Origin of the sequence: Citrobacter sp. Cf088 (assembly GCF_030334295.1) — a bacterium.
Taxonomy (GTDB): Bacteria; Pseudomonadota; Gammaproteobacteria; order Enterobacterales; family Enterobacteriaceae; genus Citrobacter; species Citrobacter freundii.
Genome location: NZ_JAOWEE010000052.1, coordinates 139417 through 157908, shown reverse-complemented (window position 1 = coordinate 157908; position 18492 = coordinate 139417). Strand labels below are relative to the sequence as shown.

Below are 18492 nucleotides of genomic sequence, written 5' to 3'. Positions count from 1 at the left end.
TCAGAGCGGAAGCTCACGCGAAGATATTTGACAGATATCCATATGAACGTCCCGACTACGAAAATGGTTTTCTAACTTATCCTGGCTACTCAATCCAGCATGATGAGCCAGAGCGATATCAAAAGTTACTGCGGAGGATGATGAGAATCATCGATAAACACACCGAGAGATAAGCCGCCTAACAAGCGGCTTTTTTTCATACCTCAGCGGCTTCTCAGAGGACGCTTAGTTATGAATGGCGGCTATCCACTGCCTGTTAGCGCAGAGGTCTTTTAACGTTCAGCGGCGCGGCTTAAGCGCGGAGATGATTATGAGCAATAAAATCAGAGGCGGATTGGCCTTCCCGGTTCCGGGATATAAGTACATCGACAAGCAGCATTACACACGATTTGTCAAGGCGACTACTGGGATGCAGTTGCGTGACTACTTCGCAGCTAAAGCTATGCAGGGAATTCTGGCTAATCCTGGTCAGCTCGATAACGTCACTGATTCTGCAACTGAATTGGTTGCGGAAGACGCCTATCGTGTTGCAGACGCCATGCTCAAAGCTCGGGAGGCATCATGACAGTCACCCACAACGGCAAGCAGTACACCGCCAAAAAGCTCAACGATAACGAGTGGCAGCTGACGTCGGTATCGGCACCGCGGGAAAAACTGGTGCTGAACCGTTGGCAGATGCATATCGCTGGCCTCCTGGAACAGGTTGAGGTGAAGGTATGATTGGAATGCACTACGGCACCGCATCAGTTCCACGCAGCGAGGTTTTACCGGGCACAATGCTGCAACACCACGGCAAAACTTATCGCGCCTCTGCGAACGTTGAGAAAGGCCTGTACGCCTTCAATATCTTCGAAAAAACCATCATCAAAAGTGATTCCGTTGTTGTGCTGCTGAATGAGCGCGGCGAGCCAATGGTTCACTGATACCAACCACCCTGTTCAACCGATCGGCCTGGCTTTCTGCGGGCGGGATCTGCACATCCAAATTTCAGGAGAAACCATGAGCGAAGTAACGGACTTAACTGTCATCGAAATCAAGCCGGAACAGGCGCCAGTGCTGTACGTAGCGGGCGGCCTTGACGCTTATCTCGAGCAAATCCGCCAGGCAGTAAACGAAGTGCCGGACCTGTCCACGAAGAAAGGCCGTGACCGTGTCGCCTCTCTGGCAGCGCAGGTGTCCCGCAGCAAGACGGCAATCGAAAAGCCTGGCCGTGAGTACCTGAAGCGCCTGAAAGAAGCTGTGCGCCCCGCTGAGGCCGAAATTAAGCGATTCGTTGATACGTGTGACGAGCTGCGCGACGCGACCCGCCGCCCACTCACAGAATGGGAAGCCGAGCAGGAACGCATCAAGGCTGAAGAAGCAATGAATGCTCTGCATGCCGAAGCGCTGGAAATGAACGAGGAGTTTGACCGCCAGCGTGCCGCGCAGATCGAAGCAGACCACGAAATGGCTCTGCTGATGAATGACGCTTTCGACCGTGACCGCGAAGAGCTGCACCGTCAGGCGGAACAGGCTCAACGGGAACGTGACGAGCGGCTGAAGCAGGAAGCGGCAGAACAAGCCCGCCGCGATGCCGAAGCGAAACACAAAGCTGAGATTGAAGCAGCAGCGCGCCGTGAAGCTGAAGAGAAAGCCCGCGCTGAACTCGCCGAACGCCAGCGCATTGAAGCGGAACAGCGTGCGGCACGCGAGAAGCAGGAAGCAGAAGCGCGGGCGGAACGCGAAAAGGCCGCGGCGGTTGAAGCCGAGCGCCTGAAGGCAAAACAGGCCGAAGATGCTCGCCTGGCCGAAGAGAAGCGCAAAGCCGACGAGCAAGCCAAGCGCGAAGCTGACGTGAAGCATCGCAAGACGGTCGGCACCAACATCGTTAACGCGCTCACCAGCCACACCAGCTTAACCCGCGAGCAGGCTATCGAAGTGCTTACCGCTCTGAAAGATGACCTGATCCCCTGCGCGAAAATTCATTACTGAGGTGATTCATGAATATCACATGCGAATGCGTGGACATGCGCACATCTGTTGGCCCCCACAACACCATCAAAGTTGAGATGGAAGGCGTTGTGCTGGCCGGTACCGTTAAAACCCGTGATGTACTCCCCCAGCTCGACGGCGCTGAAGTCATCGAATGGCTGGCTGAGCAGGGTTACGTCATCACCCATCAGGAGCGTGCAGCATGACGGCAGCAGAACGGTGGGATGAAGAGTCATTCCTGCGCCTTATGCGCGACGTGCTGCCGGAAAAGCCGGAGAACGACGACGAGCCTGTTAACCTGGCTGCCGAGCGGCAGAACCCGGTGATCAGCTGGGCAGAATTTGCAGGAGATTTCACATGAACCTGAATCTGTTAGACGAGCCATTCGCCGCTGATGATATCGAGTGGCGAATTCAGCAAGCCGGCAAAAGTGGTGACAAGATTTGGGCCAAGGTGCTGGCCTACGTCACCAACCGGGCAATCATGAAGCGTCTCGATGAAGTATGCGGTAAGGCTGGCTGGCGTAACGAATATCGCGATATTCCGAACAATGGCGGCGTTGAGTGCGGCATTTCCATCAAGGTTGAAGGCGAGTGGATCACCAAGTGGGATGCGGCAGAAAACACACAGGTTGAAGCTGTGAAAGGTGGTCGCTCTGGCGCCATGAAGCGCGCCGCCGTGCAATGGGGGATCGGTCGTTACCTCTACAACCTGGAAGAAGGGTTCGCAGTTGTTTCAGCAACGCGCGCGCCCGGGTTCCAGTACGCCAAATCAAAAGAGGTTGGCGTTTTCTACTGGAAGGCGCCTGCTCTACCGGAATGGGCATTGCCATCAGGAACACCAATCGAGCAGGGCCAGCAACCGCATGATGGTCACCAGCAGCGAGATCAGGCACCACAGTCCGTGGATGCGGACAAAATCCTCGCCGAATTCTCGGCATACGCTGGCTCTGAAAACGATAGCGATCGGCTTAAGCATCGCTATGAAGACACATGGAAATTGCTTAACGGATTTGCTGAGCACCAGAACAAATGCAAAGACGTTACTGGTATTCGACTCAAAGAACTTAAACAGGCGGCGTAAATGGCTAGCAAAGGCGTAAACAAAGTGATCCTCGTCGGTAACCTCGGACAAGACCCCGAGGTCCGTTACCTGCCATCCGGCGGCGCAGTGTGCAGTGTGACGCTGGCAACATCGGAGTCATGGCGAGATAAAGCTACCGGCGAGCAGAAAGAGCAAACGGAATGGCACCGCGTTGTTCTGTTCGGGAAACTGGCTGAGGTGGCTGGGGAATACCTGCGAAAGGGCTCTCAGGTTTATATCGAGGGCCAACTGCGTACACGAAAATGGACAGATCAGGCTGGCGTGGAGAAGTACACCACGGAGGTAGTGGTAAACGTCGGCGGCACAATGCAGATGCTTGGTGGCCGTCAGGGCGGTGGAGCGGCACCGGCAGGTGGCAGCCCAGCGCAGGGCGGAAATCAGTTCAGCGGCGGCGCACAGCCTCGCGCACAGCAGCAATCTGCACCCGCCCAATCTAACGAACCGCCAATGGACTTCGACGACGATATACCCTTTTGAAGCATCTCCCGGTCAGGAGGAACCAATGAACAAATTTACCCCCGAGTATCGAAAATATCTTCTCCGGCCAATCCCTGACCGGAAGCTTTCACCCTCTGAGCGAGCAGACCGCAAAGAGCTTTACCAAATCATCCAGCAAGAAAGAGCCAACGACGATTCACCCCCTGCCCCATCCAACTACACGCCAGCTGACCCATACCTAAACGACAACCGCAAAGGCCTCGGCGGCGCTTCAAGGAGTGACTAATGACTCATGCTCACGACGACATCAGGGTTGGCAAACTGTGCCTTCCCTTCATCGGTAACGGCTGGCTAATGCCATGGGGTGAAGTGGTCAGCAATCCATTTAAGGCGCAGCGGCTCGCTGAGGAATATCGGGAAAGGCAGGAGGCGGCATGATTCATTTTCACGGCGGCCCTATTACGCCGGACACTTGCGCGCTGAAGGCATGGAAAGGCAGGCACGCTTTCATCTCGTTCGCTAACCCCGGCCAATTAGCCCTGGCCAGCGAAGTCACCCAGTCTTTCGCGCTGGATAACGGCGCATTCAGCTTCTGGACAAAAAAGCGCGTTGTTAACTGGAATGACTACTACGCGTTTGTAGGTCGCTGGATGAATCACCCTCGTTTTGCTTTTGCTGTCATCCCTGACGTGATCGGCGGGACCAGTGAAGAGAACGATGCGTTAATCGCAGAGTGGCCGCACGGCAAAGTAGTCGGCGCGCCGGTGTGGCACATGAACGAGCCCGATGAACGTTTCTTCCGCCTGTGTCGGGAATTTCCGCGCGTATGCATCGGTAGCATGGGTGAATACGACGCGAAGCGCCCGCGCTCATGTCGGGCAAAGTTACGCGATCTCATCCGTCACGTTGTCGACATAAACGGTTATCCGATAACAAAGCTTCACGGCCTGCGCATGCTGAACGCCGATATCTTCCGCCATATCCCGCTGTCGTCAGCCGACAGCACTAATGTGGCGCGCAACATCGGAATCGACAAGGCGTGGGATAAATCAGCCTACGCACCGGCAAGCAAAGAAACACGCGCTGCGGTGCTGGTCGAACGCATTGAAGCCTTTAACTCTGCAAGTTCGCTGAATTACGACGCAGAACGCGATCGGTTCACGCCACAACTTGCTTTCGAGGTGTAATTCCATGACCAGAAAATACTCTCTTATCTACGCAGATCCGCCCTGGTCTTACGGCAACACCATCAACAACGGGGCCGCTTCCGATCACTACTCCACCATGAAGCTCATCGACATCAAGCGCCTTCCGGTTTGGGAACTTGCTACCGAAAACGCGGTGCTGGCGATGTGGTACACCGGCACGCATAACCAGGAGGCCATCGAACTGGCTGAGGCCTGGGGTTTTGCCGTTCGCACTATGAAAGGCTTTACCTGGGTGAAGTTGAATCAGAACGCCGAGTTGCGCATCAACAAGGCGCTGTCCGAGGGGGACGTCAGCGATTTTTACGACTTCCTCGATCTGCTTAACGCCGAGACGCGCATGAACGGCGGCAACCACACTCGGGCCAACACTGAGGACTTGCTGATTGCAACCCGCGGCGCCGGGCTGGAACGTAAGCACGCCGGGATTAAGCAGGTGGTCTACAGCCCGCTCGGTGCGCACAGCGAAAAGCCGTGGGAAGTGCGCCACCGGCTGGAACTGCTTTATGGTGATGTGCCGCGCATTGAGCTGTTTAGCCGCAGCGCGGCGCCGGGCTGGGATCACTGGGGAAATAAGTGTGCCACCTCCGCGGTGGAACTGCTGCCCGGATGCGCCATCGATGTTGTTAAGACGGAGGCCGCATGACGCCAGCAGCTTATTACAACGAAATCGACCCGTTCGCTGCCCAGTGGCTTCGGAACTTAATCGCAGGCGGCCATATCGCCCCAGGCGAAGTTGATGAAAGGAGTATTGAAGATGTCACACCTGACGATCTGCGAGGATTCACGCAGTGCCACTTCTTCGCCGGAATTGGCGTCTGGTCTCATTCCCTGCGCCTCGCCGGATGGCCTGACGATAAACCAGTCTGGACCGGTTCCTGTCCTTGCCAGCCTTTCAGCGCGGCAGGCAAAGGAGATGGGTTTGCTGACGAGCGGCACCTTTGGCCCCACTTCTTCCACCTCATCAGCGAGCGCAGACCTCAGCATGTCTTTGGCGAACAGGTTGCAAGCGGTAACGCAAACACATGGTTCGACCTTGTACAAGCTGACCTGGAAGGAATGGAATACGCCTTCGGGCTTGTGCCGTTTGCGGCAGCGGGCGTCGGTGCGCCGCACATCAGAGAGCGGGCTTATTGGGTGGCCCACGCCTGTAGCGAATACGAATCCGCAGCCGGAAACGAAACGGGGATTACAGCACGTCTCCGGAGCAGCTCGACTGACAGGCTGGCAAACACCGGTGGCGAACGACTCAACCGGGTCGACTCATTGCTACAGCGGGAAGAATCAGGACGGGTCACCAAAAGTGTGCTTGAAGCTGCCGGGCACAGCGTTACTGGCGGGATGGGTTACGCCGACAACTCGCGACTGGAAAGACACATCAGGGATGACAGCGCAGCGAGAAGGGAAAGATCGGCTGGATCAGTTACCGCGGCAGGCTTACACAGCAGGACCCTTGAGGTTAACGGTTTTTGGCGAGATGCGGACTGGGTGTTTTGTCGAGATGGGCAATGGCGTCCAGTTGAACCCGGCACATTCCCGCTGGTTGCAAGGTTTGCCAAAAGCCTGGGACACGGCAAGTCCTCATTACGAGCAATGGCTGGACGCAACCGCACAGGCCGACTTAAGGGCTACGGGAACGCTATAAACGCGCTGGCTGCGGCTGAATTCATCCGGGCTTATATGGAGGGGTTATGACGCCAGAAACAGACAACGCCATCCGCGCCGCCTGCCGCCGCTGCACCGAGGAAATCCAGCAGGCCATGCGCAAGAAGCCAAAGCCTAACTGGAACGAAACGGTGCCTCCCATCATCAACAAGCATCACAAGAAAATTGCTCCGCTGGGTATCAGCCTGGTGGCATTCGTTAGCAGCATCGGTCGAATGCAAGGCCGGTACGGAGTCGAATCATGACGCTAACCAAACGAATCACAAGGTCGCTATGTCGGCCTTTTTTATTGCTGGCGTTCACCTTCAACCGAATTAACCGACAATTCCGGGAGCATTGACCATGGACATCATCGATACCGCAGCAGAGATTGAAGAGCTTCAGCGTAACGCTGCCCTCTCCGCTCACCGCATCGACCACAACGCCGTATCAGCAGAGCATTGCTCGGAATGCGACGAACCAATTCCCGAGCCGCGGCGCGCTGCCGTTCCCGGCTGCCAGACTTGCGCGGAGTGCCAATCCGTCATCGAACTGAAGAATAAGCAAAGGGGGTTCCAGTGAAAGAGCGCGGAATGATTTTTAACGGCGAAATGGTGCGCGCCATCCTCGACGGCCGGAAGACGCAGACGCGGCGGATAATGAAGGTACAGCCGTCTGATGGCTTCCACCCAACACATAACGGTTACGATCTGGATTTAAACGCCCACTGGTACACGCCTGGCGTGGTCGATAAAAACGGATACCTGCAGCCTGCAAAGAAAGATGTATTTGGCGTTGCTGATGAGAATGAAGGCCACACCTGCCCGTTCGGTGCCGTCGGCGATCGCATCTGGGTGCGGGAGACGTGTGGTGTAGTGAGCCATGAACTGGATGAAGATGGTCGCATTCAGCCATGGAGTCCTGACCGTCCCGCCACAGCCATTCACGAAATGCCGTTTGGTAATGGTTACTACTCTGGTCACGCTATCTACGCAGCAGATGGGGATTTTACCTGGGGTGATGACGATGGCTATGAAGATGGCCGTTCGTGCTGGAAACCATCTATCCACATGCCACGCGCGGCATGTCGCATTCTGCTGGAGGTTACCGGCGTTCGTGTTGAGCGATTGAATGGCATCAGTGAAACGGATGCTGAGTCGGAAGGCGTCGATATGGAAGCACTTTATGACTCTCAGGACTGTTACGACTGCATTGCTGACCACAACATGACCGGAAGGCCAACGGTAACAGGCGCATTTAAGTATCTGTGGGAATCCATCTACGGCGAAGAAAACTGGCAGGCCAACCCTTGGGTCTGGGTAATCGAATTTAAGGTGGTGCCCAATGTTCAGGATAATCCAGCCTAATACCTGGTACGCCGATCTCCACGGCGCACCCTGCAAAATCCTCCGCGCTACCCACGAAGTCATCCACTACATCCGCAACGGCCGCACCTGCATCGCCAGCATTGGGCGATTTCAGCATGAATTCGAGCCGCTTACCAAAGCACAGGCCGAGCGGATCGCCGAAGAATTCGAAACAGCAGAACACTTAAAACGCCTCCGCGCTATGCGGGCGGCATGAGGAGAGATTATGAAGGAATTAAGTTTTTATGGTGCAAGTGATGACCTTTTCGAATGTGAAGGTGATATTTGCGAAGAGAGAGGATGCTTCGACACGCTGGGAATTTACCACCTGATATCAGAACAAGGAGAGATGCAGGTAACCGCTAATTATACAGGCAACGGGTGTTGGTCAATTGGGGTGCGACAAGTCGCTGAGGATGTGCCAATCCCTCAATGGCAAACCTCGTTCAGTGTGCATGAGAATGGGTATAGCACAGTTCTCACCATTCAGGTTCCTGACGATACCATGTTGAAAGATGAAGACGACTGACGCAACTGATAGCCGGCTTCAGTGAGCTGGCTATTGGGTGCGAATGCACTGCAACGTTATCCCCCATTTGCCCGGTTCGCCCGGGCTTCTTTTTTGCCTGGAGAAAAGCATGCAAACAACAATCAGCATTCAGCCGGTTCTGGTTAACCGTGAGCGCGTTCAGGAGATGCTTGGTGGTATCTCCAGAACCACGTTTTATCGTAAGCGCAGGCAATGGAAGCAATCTGGAACACCATTCCCGCCCGAAGTGAAGGAAATCCACCCACCAAAAGGTGGTGCTCTCTACCGCTATGTAGAGGTAATTCAGTTCTGCAAAGATAAGGGTTTACTGGCCGCACACGCCTGAATCTTCTCAGCCCACAATTCTGCCGCTGCCTGCTGCTCGGGGATGTAATCATACTGGTCATAAACAGCCAGCATCCCCGTTAGCTTATGCCCGAGTATCTTCTCTGATACGTGAGGCGCAACGCCAAGCTCAGCCATCTTTGTTTTGCACGTTCTGCGCAGGTCGTGCAGAGACCAGTGCTCCCCACCCATGACCTCTTCCACCTGCCCCGCGATGGAAATCAATGTACTGGCTGACATAGGCCTGTCCACCTGCAGCTTAGCCGGTGGAAACACGATTGACTGATCGGGGTACACATCAAAAACCTTCTGCAGATAATCAGCCGCCAGCTGAGAAATCCCACGCACAAAGCGTTTACGCGTTTTCGAGTTCTCTTTCGGTATTACCCACTCCCTCGCCTTCAGGTCAAAATCACCCTTCCTTGCCAGCCTCAGTTCAACACCGCGGCATCCGGTAAGCGCCACAAGGCGGATCAGCATTTTGTTTTGCCATGACATCTTGGTTTTATCGATGGCATTCCAGAACGCGCCTATCTCTTCGTCATTCAGGAATCTTTCCCCGTCATCCGGACGGCTACCGATATCGTTAATCTCAAGCAACATTAGCGAATTTGAAGTTATACGTTTTCGGCGCAGCGCATAGCGGATAACCTGCTTCATCTTCACCAGAACGTTACCTGCCTGAACCGGCGAACCACCTTTCGTTATGCGCAGGAATATCTGCTCCCACTCAACGGGGCTCATCTCATCTGCTATCAGTCGGCCGTAATTGTCGGTAACGTGAAGCTTCAACATCCGCTTCCAGTATTCGTACTTCACCATCTCTTTCACTGATGGTGTTTCAAGCCACTCATCAACGAGGGTGCTTATGCTTGGTGAACTGGATACGATGTGCCTAGCTTTCTTCCGCTGCATAGCCGGGTCGCGTCCCTCTTCCAGCCAACCCTTGCATTCCTCCATAGCATCACGGGCTTCTTTGATCGACATCTTGCCATAGGTGCCAAGTTTTAGCCGGGCAGGTTTCCCGTTGAAGCGATAGCGGTACTGAAAGGTGATAAGCCCCTTTGGGCTGATCCTGGCAGAAAGTCCACCACCGTCAGCTATCTCCTCTGGTCCATCATATGGCTTGCCAGCTATACGCCTGAGCTTGGTATCGTTGAGAGGCATGCTTGTCCCTGTTCAGCTTTATCGGAATTGGTACACGATTTGGTACACAGATTCTACGACACGAACACGGACAACATGAACTAAATTGAAACGGGTAAATTGAATAAAGTTAGGTGTGATGCGGAATTGGTGAAACAGGTAGGAACAGACAGGAATGAGGAGAAACTCTGGATGGTACTTACACGTAAGATCACATACAAAGATTCAATATTTAAAATTATCAAAAAGGTGTGGGCTGATTCCCGCTTCACTCTGCGAAATATGTCACTGGTCGCCTTAAAGACCACACTGGACCTACACCCGCTTTTTGATAACACCGTTTGACAGTGTACACGGCATTACGGGTCGATCAAAGCAGCAATCAACGCGCGCTCTATGATGTAAATCAATTCACTGACACCCAACCATCTTTGTTACACTTGCACAAAGTCATCTAACCTGAGCAGGAAAAAAACAATGCCCACAAATCGCTTTGCGAAGAAACACTGGAAGATGGTTGTGATTCTGCTCGTTATTTGTGCGGCCATGTTGATGCTGCGCTGGGCTGCGATGATCTGGGGCTAAATGACGCTCACCCGCTGTTCCGATTTCGTTTATTTATCGATTAATCGAATTCGTCTGAAAATAGCGCGTTATGGCCAGGTAGAAAAATAAAACGCAAATTAAATATTAAATAAACTTAACTTTAATTTAGAAAAGCCAGGCCATTTATTTGACCCGGCTTGTCACTACATCCGATAACCGAGGGAAACTGTCGTGCGGCGATCGGTATGCTCCGGCGCTGTTGCCGGTGGTTCAGAGTTCCAGGTGACGTTGTAAGCCACCTTTAACCCAAAGTGTTCATTGATGGCAACGTTCAGGGCAGTTTCAGAGTTGAGAGTGGTATCGTCAGCGCCGAATACCGACACACCCTGAGTAAACTTGGTATTGTCCGTCATCTGCCATGCATAGGCCCCGGACGCATAGCCCAGCGGCTGTGTTTCGGTGGTGCCATCCGTGTGCTCGTCATAGCGCACGCCTGGACCGAATTCGAAACGGAAGCTGTGCACAGGCCCGTTGAGGAACTGACGACCATAACCCGCGGTCAGCACGTCACGCTCGCGGTAGCCGTTGTAGCGGTCGGTCAACCAGCTTGCCTGTCCAAAGAGATAGTCATAGTCGGTCATGTTGTAACGACTACGGCCACCTACGGCATATTTCTCCGATGAACGTTCATCATTTGAGGAGGTATTACTGGCATTTCCCCACAGAGACCATGCGGTCGTTTGGCCGTACCAGGTCATGGTGGTATCTGCGGTTAAAGAAGAACTTTTTGTGTTGCCTGACTGGGCGAGATATCCCGCGTTCAGGTTACCTTCAAAGGGTTTTTTCGCGCTGGAAGGGTCATCCATGACAGTAAAAACGGAATCATCGGCGGCAGCATGCATTGACGCAAGCAGGCCTCCCGTCAGCAGCAATGCTGCGGGCACTGTCTTCAAAAGCTTCATTTATTAAGAGTCCGTACAACAAAAAAAGAGACCATTACGGTCTCGGAAACTTTCATATGGATCAATGACAAAAGACCCTTGAAAGGTAACAAATTATAAAAAGACTCGAATAACATAGCAATAAATTCTTATTTCATTTTTTGAATAAGAGCGTTCCTAAACCTTTATTTTATTTATATAACTTTATGACGATAATTTTAAATAAAGATATGAAAAATCATGTTGTTAATTACTTCACTTTCGGGAGGTTAAGTGCCAGACTGAGGACAGCCTAACAGGAGGTAAAGATGGTACGTATCTATACGTTAACACTTGCGCCCTCTCTCGATAGCGCAACAATCACCCCGCAAATTTATCCGGAAGGTAAGCTTCGTTGTACCTCGCCGGTTTTTGAACCCGGCGGCGGCGGCATCAACGTCGCTCGCGCAATTGCCCATCTTGGCGGAACCGCAACGGCGATTTTCCCCGCGGGGGGTGCAACCGGAGAGCATCTTGTTGCATTGCTCGCCGACGAAAATGTTCCCGTATCCACCGTCGAAGCCAAAGATTGGACCCGACAAAATCTTCATGTCCACGTTGAGTCCAGCGGCGAACAGTATCGTTTTGTCATGCCTGGCGCTGCGCTGACCGATGACGAGTTCTACCAACTTCAGGATCAGGTGCTGGAAATTGAATCTGGTGCATTGCTGGTCATCAGCGGTAGTTTGCCGCCCGGCGTACAGCTTGAGAAGTTGACCCGACTGATTACCACCGCACAAAAACAGGGGATCCGCTGTATTGTCGACAGTTCAGGTGAAGCACTGACGGCGGCGTTAGCCATCGGCAATATCGAACTGGTCAAACCTAACCTCAAAGAACTGAGTGCGCTGGTAAATCGAGAACTGACACAGCCCGATGATGTGCGCAAGGCCGCACAGGAAATCGTACATAGCGGAAAAGCGCACCGCGTTGTGGTCTCGCTTGGGCCGCAAGGGGCGCTGGGCGTAGATCGAGATACCTGCGTTCAGGTGGTTCCGCCACCGGTGAAAAGTCAAAGCACCGTAGGCGCGGGCGACAGTATGGTCGGGGCCATGACGCTTAAACTGGCTGAGAATGCACCTTTTGAGGATATTGTCCGTTACGGCGTCGCCGCAGGTAGCGCAGCAACGCTAAATCAGGGTACGCGCCTGTGCTCTTTGGACGACACGCAAAAAATTTATTCGTATCTCAATCAGTAATGACACCATCCCTCTTTTGAAGAGAAAGGGGATTCTCGCGCAAAACTGTCAGCATGGGTGTTATGCGACTATGATAAAAAAGTCACGTGATTACAAAGAAGTGAATCATGTGCAGTCAGACGTCTCCACAACGGTACGGGTTGAAAAAGAGCGACAAACATTAAGTGCCTTTCCAGCGATGACGCGTCCGTGGTGTGCGTCAGTTCGTGTTTTTTAACCGCATTCTTGCGCTAACCTTATGATCTGGCAGACAACATGGGGAGAGACATCATGTGGCAGGCTATCAGTCGTCTTTTAAGCGAGCAATTAGGTGAAGGCGAAATCGAACTGCGTAATGAACTGCCCGGCGGAGAGATTCACGCCGCATGGCATTTACGCTATGCGGGGCGGGATTTTTTCGTCAAATGCGATGAAAGAGAGCTGTTAACCGGCTTTACGGCAGAAGCCGATCAGCTGGAGCTACTTTCCCGCAGTCAAACTGTATCTGTACCGAAAGTCTGGGCAGTAGGCGCAGACAGAGATTACAGCTTTCTGGTGATGGATTTCCTCCCTCCCCGTCCGCTTGATGCGCATAACGCGTTTATCCTCGGTCAACAGCTTGCGCATTTGCACGAATGGAGCGACCAGCCTCAGTTTGGTCTCGACTTCGATAACGCGCTCTCTACCACGCCGCAGCCCAACACCTGGCAACGTCGCTGGTCAACCTTTTTCGCCGAGCAGCGTATAGGCTGGCAACTGGAACTCGCCGCTGAAAAAGGCATTGCGTTTGGCAATATTGATGCCATCGTCGAACATGTCCAGCAACGTCTCTCTTCTCATCAGCCGCAGCCGTCTCTCCTGCACGGTGATTTGTGGTCCGGGAACTGCGCCCTCGGTCCTAACGGTCCGTACATCTTTGACCCTGCCTGCTACTGGGGGGACAGAGAGTGCGACCTGGCAATGCTGCCGTTACATACCGATCAGCCGCCGCAAATTTATGACGGTTACCAGTCTGTCTCACCACTACCGCTGGACTTTCTTGACAGGCAGCCAATCTACCAGCTCTATACGCTGCTAAATCGAGCAATTCTGTTCGGAGGACAGCATCTGGTTGTGGCGCAGAAAGCGCTGGATAGATTACTCGCTGCTTAACTACGTACCGCGTTGCTTATCAGGCCTGCCGTTTCGTAACGTGGCAGGCCCGATAGAGCGGCACTTACAAAAAGCCCAGCAATGAGAAGAAGAAGTAGCCGATCACGATAACGATCACCGGCAAAATATAAAGCGGGAAAATTTGTAAGAAGATCGTATGGTGCGGTACCACAATTCGCGACTCAAGTTGCTCGCGGGATAATCCTTCACTGCCTTTTGCCTGTTCCAGAATCAGCTGATCTTCAACGCCCTCGCGTAAGAAACGTGCCTGACGGCTCATTCTGGCGCCTGAATCCTGCAACGCCAGACCGATAAAAATCAGGATGAATATCAACCAAAAAACAAGATTCAGTCCACTTTGAAAATCGGGCGTTGGCGAGTTATACCAGAACACGTTAAGAAAAGGTGTATTAACCCGCATCATATCGATCATCACGTGAGCAAAATCGAGCATGACCGCGTTAATTCCTTCCTGCTTTTCGCTGTGCGCATACATAAACTTCAGTACAGAAACCAGTGTTGAAATCAGCGCGGGAATGAAAATTACCCATCCCGCCAGCCTTTTCAAGACGGCAATGCGTCCAGCTTGTTGATACGTCATGAGTTCCCCTTGATAAAGACGTGTCATTTTGGCCTAAGTTTACCCGTTGATAACCGTTTTCGCCTGATCTTTAAAGGCGGTATACTGCTGAATTAGCCATAATGAACGCTCAGAGCCTGTTATGACTGGCTCTTAATCCCTTTTATCACCGTAAAGGAGAGGTTGTAATGTCAACCCCGCGTCAAATTCTTGCTGCAATTTTCGATATGGATGGGTTACTGGTCGATTCTGAACCGCTTTGGGATCAGGCTGAACTGGACGTGATAGCAAGTTTAGGCGTTGATATCTCCCGCCGCCATGAACTTCCCGATACTCTTGGCTTACGCATCGATATGGTGGTCGATTTGTGGTTTGCGCAGCAACCGTGGAACGGTCCCTCACGTCAGGAGGTCACCGAGCGCATCATCACCCGGGCCATTGCGTTAGTAGAAGAAACAAAACCACTGCTGCCGGGTGTGCGTGAAGCCGTGGCGTTGTGCAAATCTCAGGGAATCAAAGTAGGACTGGCATCCGCCTCGCCGCTGCATATGCTGGAAAAAGTGCTGACCATGTTTGATCTGCGCAGCAGCTTCGACGCTCTGGCTTCCGCAGAAAAACTGCCCTACAGCAAACCGCACCCGCAGGTTTATCTCGATTGCGCCACAAAACTGGGCATTGACCCGTTAAACTGCGTAGCACTGGAAGACTCGGTAAACGGCATGATTGCTTCGAAAGCCGCCCGTATGCGTTCCATCGTCGTACCAGCGCATGAGAATCAGGACGATCCCCGCTTCGTTCTTGCCGACGTCAAACTAACCTCGCTCACCGAGCTCACTGCCGCTCATCTGCGCGGCTAATCCTGTAACGGGCAATCATCGTATTGCCCGCCCTCTCAGATTTTTTATTTTTAAAACATCGTTTCATTTTTAATTGTGTTTCTGTTTAACCTCTCCTATCCTTGCCCTATAGAGCAAGCGTTAATGACATAAATAGTGAGGTAAACATGATTCAGGAAGCTTTTCGTCTCGAAGGTAAAGTAGCCATCGTCACTGGATGTGACACCGGCCTTGGGCAGGGTATGGCAGTGGCGCTGGCTGAAGCGGGCTGCGATGTAGTCGGCGTGAATCGTAAAATACCACATGAAACCGCAGAGAAAATTAACGCCCTCGGTCGACGTTTTATGGCTATTCAGGCCGACCTCAGCCAACAAGATGCTCTCACCAGCATCGTGACACAATCGGTGTCGGCGTTTGGCCGGGTCGATATTCTGGTTAACAATGCAGGAACTATACGCCGTCAGGATGCGCTGGACTTCAGTGAAAAGGATTGGGATGACGTGATGAATCTAAATCTCAAATCTGTTTTCTTTCTGTCACAGGCCGTGGCGCGCCAGTTTCTGGCTCAGGGCAATGGCGGAAAAATTATTAACATTGCCTCGATGCTCTCTTTTCAGGGCGGAATCCGCGTCCCTTCCTATACAGCATCAAAAAGCGGCGTGCTCGGCATCACTCGCCTGCTCGCCAATGAATGGGCGGCCAAAGGAATTAATGTCAATGCTATCGCACCCGGCTATATGGCGACCAATAATACCCAGCAGTTGCGCGCAGACAGCGAGCGCAATCAGGAGATTATCGATCGCATTCCCGCAGGGCGCTGGGGCACGCCAAATGATCTGAAAGGCCCGGTCGTATTCCTCGCAAGTTCCGCCTCTGACTATATTCATGGCTATACGCTAGCCGTGGATGGCGGTTGGCTGGCGCGGTAATGGCGCACTTGTGACAAAGGGTTACAACGTCACCTCTTCCGCCTACTGTATAAAACCCCTATACTGTATGAATCGACAGTTTATTGGGTTTTATCATGACGGCGGAAGGCCACCTTCTTTTTTCTATTGCCTGTGCGGTATTTGCCAAGAATGCCGAGCTAACGCCCGTTCTTGCGCAGGGTGACTGGTGGCATATTGTTCCTTCCGCCATTTTAACGTGCCTGCTGCCGGATATTGATCATCCCAAATCCCTGCTGGGGCAGCGTCTGAAGTGGATATCAAAACCCATTGCCCGGGCATTTGGTCATCGCGGGTTTACGCATAGCCTGCTTGCAGTCTTTGCCCTGCTGACCACGTTTTACCTGAAAGTCCCGGACACCTGGATAATACCGGCTGATGCCTTACAAGGTATGGTTCTCGGTTATCTCAGCCATATTCTGGCCGATATGCTGACCCCGGCGGGCGTTCCCCTGCTTTGGCCCTGCCGCTGGCGTTTTCGTCTGCCCATCCTCGTGCCGCAAAAAGGCAACCAACTGGAACGGTTTCTGTGCATGGCACTGTTCGCATGGGCAATCTGGATGCCGCAGACCGTACAAGAGAACAGCGCGGTACGCTGGTCTTCGCAGATGATTAATACGCTACAAATGCAGTTCAATCGTTTCATAACGCATCAGATTGACTAATAAATCAGCCAAAAAGTCATTTTCGGTATAAACAATTCCATTTGAATATAAGAGGCAAGTCACAGTTCTGCTAATCTTGCGCCAACAGAATCACCTTTAAACGGTGATACGTATAATAAGATCAGGAGAACGGGGATGAACTTTCCATTAATCGCGAACATTATCGTGTTCGTAGTGCTGCTGTTCGTGCTGGCGCAAGCCCGTCACAAACAGTGGAGTCTGGCCAAAAAAGTACTGGTCGGTCTGATCATGGGTGTCGTGTTCGGCCTTGCCCTGCACACCATTTATGGTTCCGACAGCCAGGTTCTTAAAGATTCCGTACAGTGGTTCAACATTGTCGGCAACGGTTATGTCCAGTTGCTGCAGATGATTGTTATGCCGCTGGTATTTGCATCTATTCTCAGCGCCGTTGCGCGTCTGCACAATGCCTCTCAGTTAGGTAAAATCAGCTTCCTGACCATCGGAACGCTACTGTTTACCACGCTGATTGCCGCACTGGTCGGGGTTCTGGTGACCAACCTGTTCGGCCTGACCGCCGAAGGTCTGGTGCAAGGTGGTGCCGAGACGGCCCGTCTGAACGCGATTGAAACCAACTATGTTGGCAAAGTGGCTGACCTCAGCGTTCCGCAACTGGTGCTGTCGTTTATTCCGAAAAACCCGTTTGCCGATCTGACTGGCGCCAACCCGACGTCGATTATCAGCGTAGTTATCTTCGCAGCATTCCTGGGTGTAGCCGCACTTAAACTGCTGAAGGATGATGCACCAAAAGGCGAGCGCGTTCTGGTGGCTATCGATACCCTGCAAAGCTGGGTGATGAAGCTGGTTCGTCTGGTGATGCAGTTGACGCCGTACGGTGTTCTGGCGCTGATGACCAAAGTGGTTGCCGGTTCCAACCTGCAGGATATCATTAAGCTGGGTAGCTTCGTCGTGGCCTCTTATCTCGGTCTGGGCATTATGTTCGTGGTTCACGGGATCCTCTTGGGTATTAACGGCGTTAGCCCGCTGAAATACTTCCGTAAGGTGTGGCCGGTGCTGACTTTCGCCTTCACCAGCCGTTCCAGCGCAGCCTCAATTCCGCTGAACGTTGAAGCGCAAACCCGTCGTCTGGGCGTGCCTGAATCCATCGCCTCTTTCGCCGCCTCTTTTGGCGCCACGATTGGCCAGAACGGTTGTGCGGGTCTGTACCCGGCAATGCTGGCAGTAATGGTCGCGCCGACCGTCGGGATCAACCCGCTGGATCCAATGTGGATTGCCACGCTGGTCGGTATCGTGACCGTGAGTTCTGCAGGCGTCGCGGGTGTGGGCGGCGGTGCAACGTTTGCCGCGCTGATCGTCCTGCCTGCCATGGGTCTGCCGGTCACGCTGGTTGCGCTGTTGATCTCCGTTGAACCGCTGATCGATATGGGTCGTACCGCGCTGAATGTGAGCGGTTCCATGACTGCCGGTACGCTGACCAGTCAATGGCTGAAGCAGACCGATAAAACAATTCTGGACAGCGACGATAACGCCGAACTGGCGCATCGCTAAGTCTGTCAGCTAAAAAACAAAAAACCGCCGGAGTGTCTGCTCCGGCGGTTTTTTTATATCCATTAATCGCTCAGTTCATTTTCCTGACGGACCTGATTAGCCCAGCGCTGCGCTGATTCCGGGACCGTAAATGCGGGCGAACGTTGAAACGCCTCCCCCATTAAGACAAAAGCGACATATTTTCCGCGCAGTATCCATACGTCACGAAACGCATCCATTTTAATCGCATGCTCTGGTGGAGCGGGCTCCACGCGAGGAACATAGCTGATAACCGGACGATTTTGTTGGCGAAGAGGTTTCATAATCAGTTGCTTCACTAAAGACAAATTCTA

General features: G+C 53.0%; 30 protein-coding genes. 26 read left to right on the top strand and 4 right to left on the bottom strand.

The genetic code is table 11. The features are described from left to right. The first annotated feature begins 310 nt into the window (after nt 1–310). The 19 genes from OGV71_RS11995 to OGV71_RS11905 all read left to right on the top strand — a co-directional run bounded on the left by OGV71_RS11995 (nt 311) and on the right by OGV71_RS11905 (nt 8604). Entirely contained in the window at nt 311–565 is a 255-nt protein-coding gene (locus tag OGV71_RS11995) for a hypothetical protein (protein ID WP_286533283.1), read from the top strand. Then, nucleotides 562–720: a hypothetical protein gene (locus tag OGV71_RS11990; protein ID WP_023330205.1), complete on the top strand. Its 159-nt coding sequence runs from the start codon at nt 562–564 to the stop codon at nt 718–720. The genes OGV71_RS11995 and OGV71_RS11990 overlap by 4 nt, the downstream gene beginning before the upstream one ends. Next, entirely contained in the window at nt 717–923 is a 207-nt protein-coding gene (locus tag OGV71_RS11985; RefSeq protein WP_001752704.1) for a cell division protein FtsZ, read from the top strand. Before OGV71_RS11990 ends, OGV71_RS11985 begins: the two co-directional genes overlap by 4 nt. Nucleotides 924–999: 76 nt before the next feature. Beyond that, nucleotides 1000–1971, top strand: a complete 972-nt coding sequence (locus tag OGV71_RS11980; RefSeq protein WP_045418782.1) for a hypothetical protein — start codon at nt 1000–1002, stop codon at nt 1969–1971. 8 nt (nt 1972–1979) lie between these two features. Beyond that, nucleotides 1980–2177: a hypothetical protein gene (locus OGV71_RS11975; protein ID WP_001303341.1), complete on the top strand. Its 198-nt coding sequence runs from the start codon at nt 1980–1982 to the stop codon at nt 2175–2177. Continuing rightward, entirely contained in the window at nt 2174–2332 is a 159-nt protein-coding gene (locus OGV71_RS11970; protein ID WP_158409412.1) for a phage-type recombination accessory function protein, read from the top strand. Before OGV71_RS11975 ends, OGV71_RS11970 begins: the two co-directional genes overlap by 4 nt. Continuing rightward, nucleotides 2329–3054, top strand: coding sequence for a Rad52/Rad22 family DNA repair protein (locus OGV71_RS11965; protein WP_045406204.1), 726 nt, complete (start codon nt 2329–2331; stop codon nt 3052–3054). The genes OGV71_RS11970 and OGV71_RS11965 overlap by 4 nt, the downstream gene beginning before the upstream one ends. Next, complete coding sequence (locus OGV71_RS11960) at nt 3055–3552, top strand: single-stranded DNA-binding protein (protein WP_045418780.1); 498 nt, start codon at nt 3055–3057, stop codon at nt 3550–3552. A gap of 25 nt (nt 3553–3577) precedes the next feature. Beyond that, nucleotides 3578–3799: a hypothetical protein gene (locus OGV71_RS11955; protein WP_032671017.1), complete on the top strand. Its 222-nt coding sequence runs from the start codon at nt 3578–3580 to the stop codon at nt 3797–3799. After that, a complete protein-coding gene (locus OGV71_RS11950) occupies nt 3799–3951 on the top strand; it encodes a DUF1317 family protein (RefSeq protein ID WP_286533274.1) in 153 nt (50 codons plus the stop codon). The genes OGV71_RS11955 and OGV71_RS11950 overlap by 1 nt, the downstream gene beginning before the upstream one ends. Continuing rightward, nucleotides 3948–4700 (top strand): hypothetical protein, encoded by a 753-nt coding sequence (locus OGV71_RS11945; RefSeq protein ID WP_045418776.1) that lies wholly within the window; start codon nt 3948–3950, stop codon nt 4698–4700. Before OGV71_RS11950 ends, OGV71_RS11945 begins: the two co-directional genes overlap by 4 nt. A gap of 4 nt (nt 4701–4704) precedes the next feature. After that, entirely contained in the window at nt 4705–5364 is a 660-nt protein-coding gene (locus tag OGV71_RS11940; RefSeq protein WP_286533272.1) for an MT-A70 family methyltransferase, read from the top strand. Next, nucleotides 5361–6413: a DNA cytosine methyltransferase gene (locus tag OGV71_RS11935; protein ID WP_286533270.1), complete on the top strand. Its 1053-nt coding sequence runs from the start codon at nt 5361–5363 to the stop codon at nt 6411–6413. Before OGV71_RS11940 ends, OGV71_RS11935 begins: the two co-directional genes overlap by 4 nt. Continuing rightward, nucleotides 6410–6628, top strand: coding sequence for a hypothetical protein (locus tag OGV71_RS11930; RefSeq protein WP_286533268.1), 219 nt, complete (start codon nt 6410–6412; stop codon nt 6626–6628). The genes OGV71_RS11935 and OGV71_RS11930 overlap by 4 nt, the downstream gene beginning before the upstream one ends. Nucleotides 6629–6725: 97 nt before the next feature. Then, nucleotides 6726–6944, top strand: a complete 219-nt coding sequence (locus tag OGV71_RS11925; protein ID WP_286533266.1) for a TraR/DksA family transcriptional regulator — start codon at nt 6726–6728, stop codon at nt 6942–6944. Further along, nucleotides 6941–7729, top strand: coding sequence for a hypothetical protein (locus OGV71_RS11920; protein WP_502873630.1), 789 nt, complete (start codon nt 6941–6943; stop codon nt 7727–7729). Before OGV71_RS11925 ends, OGV71_RS11920 begins: the two co-directional genes overlap by 4 nt. Beyond that, nucleotides 7707–7946, top strand: coding sequence for a DUF4222 domain-containing protein (locus OGV71_RS11915; protein ID WP_286533264.1), 240 nt, complete (start codon nt 7707–7709; stop codon nt 7944–7946). Before OGV71_RS11920 ends, OGV71_RS11915 begins: the two co-directional genes overlap by 23 nt. A 9-nt stretch (nt 7947–7955) precedes the next feature. After that, nucleotides 7956–8258 carry a hypothetical protein gene (locus tag OGV71_RS11910; RefSeq protein WP_286533262.1) on the top strand — a complete coding sequence of 101 codons (303 nt, stop codon included), beginning with the start codon at nt 7956–7958 and terminating at the stop codon, nt 8256–8258. Nucleotides 8259–8367: 109 nt separating this feature from the next. Then, complete coding sequence (locus tag OGV71_RS11905; protein WP_169328924.1) at nt 8368–8604, top strand: helix-turn-helix domain-containing protein; 237 nt, start codon at nt 8368–8370, stop codon at nt 8602–8604. Here the strand turns inward: OGV71_RS11905 and OGV71_RS11900 are convergent. Next, nucleotides 8562–9770, bottom strand: coding sequence for a tyrosine-type recombinase/integrase (locus tag OGV71_RS11900; protein ID WP_286533258.1), 1209 nt, complete (start codon nt 9768–9770; stop codon nt 8562–8564). The two genes, OGV71_RS11905 and OGV71_RS11900, sit on opposite strands and share 43 nt — an antisense overlap. A gap of 456 nt (nt 9771–10226) precedes the next feature. Between OGV71_RS11900 and yniD the strand changes: the two genes are divergently transcribed. Beyond that, a complete protein-coding gene (yniD, locus tag OGV71_RS11895; protein ID WP_003030590.1) occupies nt 10227–10334 on the top strand; it encodes a small membrane protein YniD in 108 nt (35 codons plus the stop codon). A gap of 164 nt (nt 10335–10498) precedes the next feature. On the opposite strand, the gene OGV71_RS11890 is transcribed toward yniD, so the two are convergent. After that, the gene (locus OGV71_RS11890) at nt 10499–11257 is read right to left on the bottom strand and encodes a DUF481 domain-containing protein (RefSeq protein WP_003840911.1); all 759 of its coding nucleotides are present in this window, start codon (nt 11255–11257) and stop codon (nt 10499–10501) included. Between the two features lie 287 nt (nt 11258–11544). On the opposite strand from OGV71_RS11890, the gene pfkB reads away from it, so the two are divergent. Then, nucleotides 11545–12474, top strand: a complete 930-nt coding sequence (gene pfkB / locus OGV71_RS11885; RefSeq protein WP_204583646.1) for a 6-phosphofructokinase II — start codon at nt 11545–11547, stop codon at nt 12472–12474. 270 nt (nt 12475–12744) lie between these two features. Further along, nucleotides 12745–13605 carry a fructosamine kinase family protein gene (locus OGV71_RS11880; protein WP_003030598.1) on the top strand — a complete coding sequence of 287 codons (861 nt, stop codon included), beginning with the start codon at nt 12745–12747 and terminating at the stop codon, nt 13603–13605. Between the two features lie 64 nt (nt 13606–13669). Here the strand turns inward: OGV71_RS11880 and OGV71_RS11875 are convergent, their stop codons facing one another. Further along, complete coding sequence (locus OGV71_RS11875; protein WP_003030600.1) at nt 13670–14206, bottom strand: YniB family protein; 537 nt, start codon at nt 14204–14206, stop codon at nt 13670–13672. A 167-nt stretch (nt 14207–14373) separates the two neighbouring features. Here OGV71_RS11875 and hxpB point away from each other — a divergent pair, with 167 nt between their 5' ends. The 4 genes from hxpB to tcyP all read left to right on the top strand — a co-directional run bounded on the left by hxpB (nt 14374) and on the right by tcyP (nt 18160). Then, complete coding sequence (gene hxpB / locus OGV71_RS11870; protein ID WP_003030602.1) at nt 14374–15042, top strand: hexitol phosphatase HxpB; 669 nt, start codon at nt 14374–14376, stop codon at nt 15040–15042. 146 nt (nt 15043–15188) lie between these two features. Further along, complete coding sequence (gene kduD, locus OGV71_RS11865; RefSeq protein ID WP_204583648.1) at nt 15189–15950, top strand: 2-dehydro-3-deoxy-D-gluconate 5-dehydrogenase KduD; 762 nt, start codon at nt 15189–15191, stop codon at nt 15948–15950. A gap of 83 nt (nt 15951–16033) precedes the next feature. Beyond that, nucleotides 16034–16633, top strand: a complete 600-nt coding sequence (locus OGV71_RS11860) for a metal-dependent hydrolase (RefSeq protein ID WP_086551139.1) — start codon at nt 16034–16036, stop codon at nt 16631–16633. A gap of 135 nt (nt 16634–16768) precedes the next feature. Then, the gene (gene tcyP, locus OGV71_RS11855) at nt 16769–18160 is read left to right on the top strand and encodes a cystine/sulfocysteine:cation symporter (protein WP_003030608.1); all 1392 of its coding nucleotides are present in this window, start codon (nt 16769–16771) and stop codon (nt 18158–18160) included. Nucleotides 18161–18222: 62 nt separating this feature from the next. On the opposite strand, the gene cedA is transcribed toward tcyP, so the two are convergent. After that, nucleotides 18223–18486, bottom strand: a complete 264-nt coding sequence (gene cedA, locus OGV71_RS11850) for a cell division activator CedA (protein ID WP_071667549.1) — start codon at nt 18484–18486, stop codon at nt 18223–18225. Nucleotides 18487–18492 lie beyond the last annotated feature (6 nt).

Bases quoted from the DNA above. Each gene is read 5' to 3' on its own strand.
- OGV71_RS11995 (WP_286533283.1), top strand. From the start codon at position 311: ATGAGCAATAAAATCAGAGGCGGATTGGCCTTCCCGGTTCCGGGATAT.
- OGV71_RS11990 (WP_023330205.1), top strand. From the start codon at position 562: ATGACAGTCACCCACAACGGCAAGCAGTACACCGCCAAAAAGCTCAAC.
- OGV71_RS11985 (WP_001752704.1), top strand. From the start codon at position 717: ATGATTGGAATGCACTACGGCACCGCATCAGTTCCACGCAGCGAGGTT.
- OGV71_RS11980 (WP_045418782.1), top strand. From the start codon at position 1,000: ATGAGCGAAGTAACGGACTTAACTGTCATCGAAATCAAGCCGGAACAG.
- OGV71_RS11975 (WP_001303341.1), top strand. From the start codon at position 1,980: ATGAATATCACATGCGAATGCGTGGACATGCGCACATCTGTTGGCCCC.
- OGV71_RS11970 (WP_158409412.1), top strand. From the start codon at position 2,174: ATGACGGCAGCAGAACGGTGGGATGAAGAGTCATTCCTGCGCCTTATG.
- OGV71_RS11965 (WP_045406204.1), top strand. From the start codon at position 2,329: ATGAACCTGAATCTGTTAGACGAGCCATTCGCCGCTGATGATATCGAG.
- OGV71_RS11960 (WP_045418780.1), top strand. From the start codon at position 3,055: ATGGCTAGCAAAGGCGTAAACAAAGTGATCCTCGTCGGTAACCTCGGA.
- OGV71_RS11955 (WP_032671017.1), top strand. From the start codon at position 3,578: ATGAACAAATTTACCCCCGAGTATCGAAAATATCTTCTCCGGCCAATC.
- OGV71_RS11950 (WP_286533274.1), top strand. From the start codon at position 3,799: ATGACTCATGCTCACGACGACATCAGGGTTGGCAAACTGTGCCTTCCC.
- OGV71_RS11945 (WP_045418776.1), top strand. From the start codon at position 3,948: ATGATTCATTTTCACGGCGGCCCTATTACGCCGGACACTTGCGCGCTG.
- OGV71_RS11940 (WP_286533272.1), top strand. From the start codon at position 4,705: ATGACCAGAAAATACTCTCTTATCTACGCAGATCCGCCCTGGTCTTAC.
- OGV71_RS11935 (WP_286533270.1), top strand. From the start codon at position 5,361: ATGACGCCAGCAGCTTATTACAACGAAATCGACCCGTTCGCTGCCCAG.
- OGV71_RS11930 (WP_286533268.1), top strand. From the start codon at position 6,410: ATGACGCCAGAAACAGACAACGCCATCCGCGCCGCCTGCCGCCGCTGC.
- OGV71_RS11925 (WP_286533266.1), top strand. From the start codon at position 6,726: ATGGACATCATCGATACCGCAGCAGAGATTGAAGAGCTTCAGCGTAAC.
- OGV71_RS11915 (WP_286533264.1), top strand. From the start codon at position 7,707: ATGTTCAGGATAATCCAGCCTAATACCTGGTACGCCGATCTCCACGGC.
- OGV71_RS11910 (WP_286533262.1), top strand. From the start codon at position 7,956: ATGAAGGAATTAAGTTTTTATGGTGCAAGTGATGACCTTTTCGAATGT.
- OGV71_RS11905 (WP_169328924.1), top strand. From the start codon at position 8,368: ATGCAAACAACAATCAGCATTCAGCCGGTTCTGGTTAACCGTGAGCGC.
- OGV71_RS11900 (WP_286533258.1), bottom strand. From the start codon at position 9,770: ATGCCTCTCAACGATACCAAGCTCAGGCGTATAGCTGGCAAGCCATAT.
- yniD (WP_003030590.1), top strand. From the start codon at position 10,227: ATGCCCACAAATCGCTTTGCGAAGAAACACTGGAAGATGGTTGTGATT.
- OGV71_RS11890 (WP_003840911.1), bottom strand. From the start codon at position 11,257: ATGAAGCTTTTGAAGACAGTGCCCGCAGCATTGCTGCTGACGGGAGGC.
- pfkB (WP_204583646.1), top strand. From the start codon at position 11,545: ATGGTACGTATCTATACGTTAACACTTGCGCCCTCTCTCGATAGCGCA.
- OGV71_RS11880 (WP_003030598.1), top strand. From the start codon at position 12,745: ATGTGGCAGGCTATCAGTCGTCTTTTAAGCGAGCAATTAGGTGAAGGC.
- OGV71_RS11875 (WP_003030600.1), bottom strand. From the start codon at position 14,206: ATGACGTATCAACAAGCTGGACGCATTGCCGTCTTGAAAAGGCTGGCG.
- hxpB (WP_003030602.1), top strand. From the start codon at position 14,374: ATGTCAACCCCGCGTCAAATTCTTGCTGCAATTTTCGATATGGATGGG.
- kduD (WP_204583648.1), top strand. From the start codon at position 15,189: ATGATTCAGGAAGCTTTTCGTCTCGAAGGTAAAGTAGCCATCGTCACT.
- tcyP (WP_003030608.1), top strand. From the start codon at position 16,769: ATGAACTTTCCATTAATCGCGAACATTATCGTGTTCGTAGTGCTGCTG.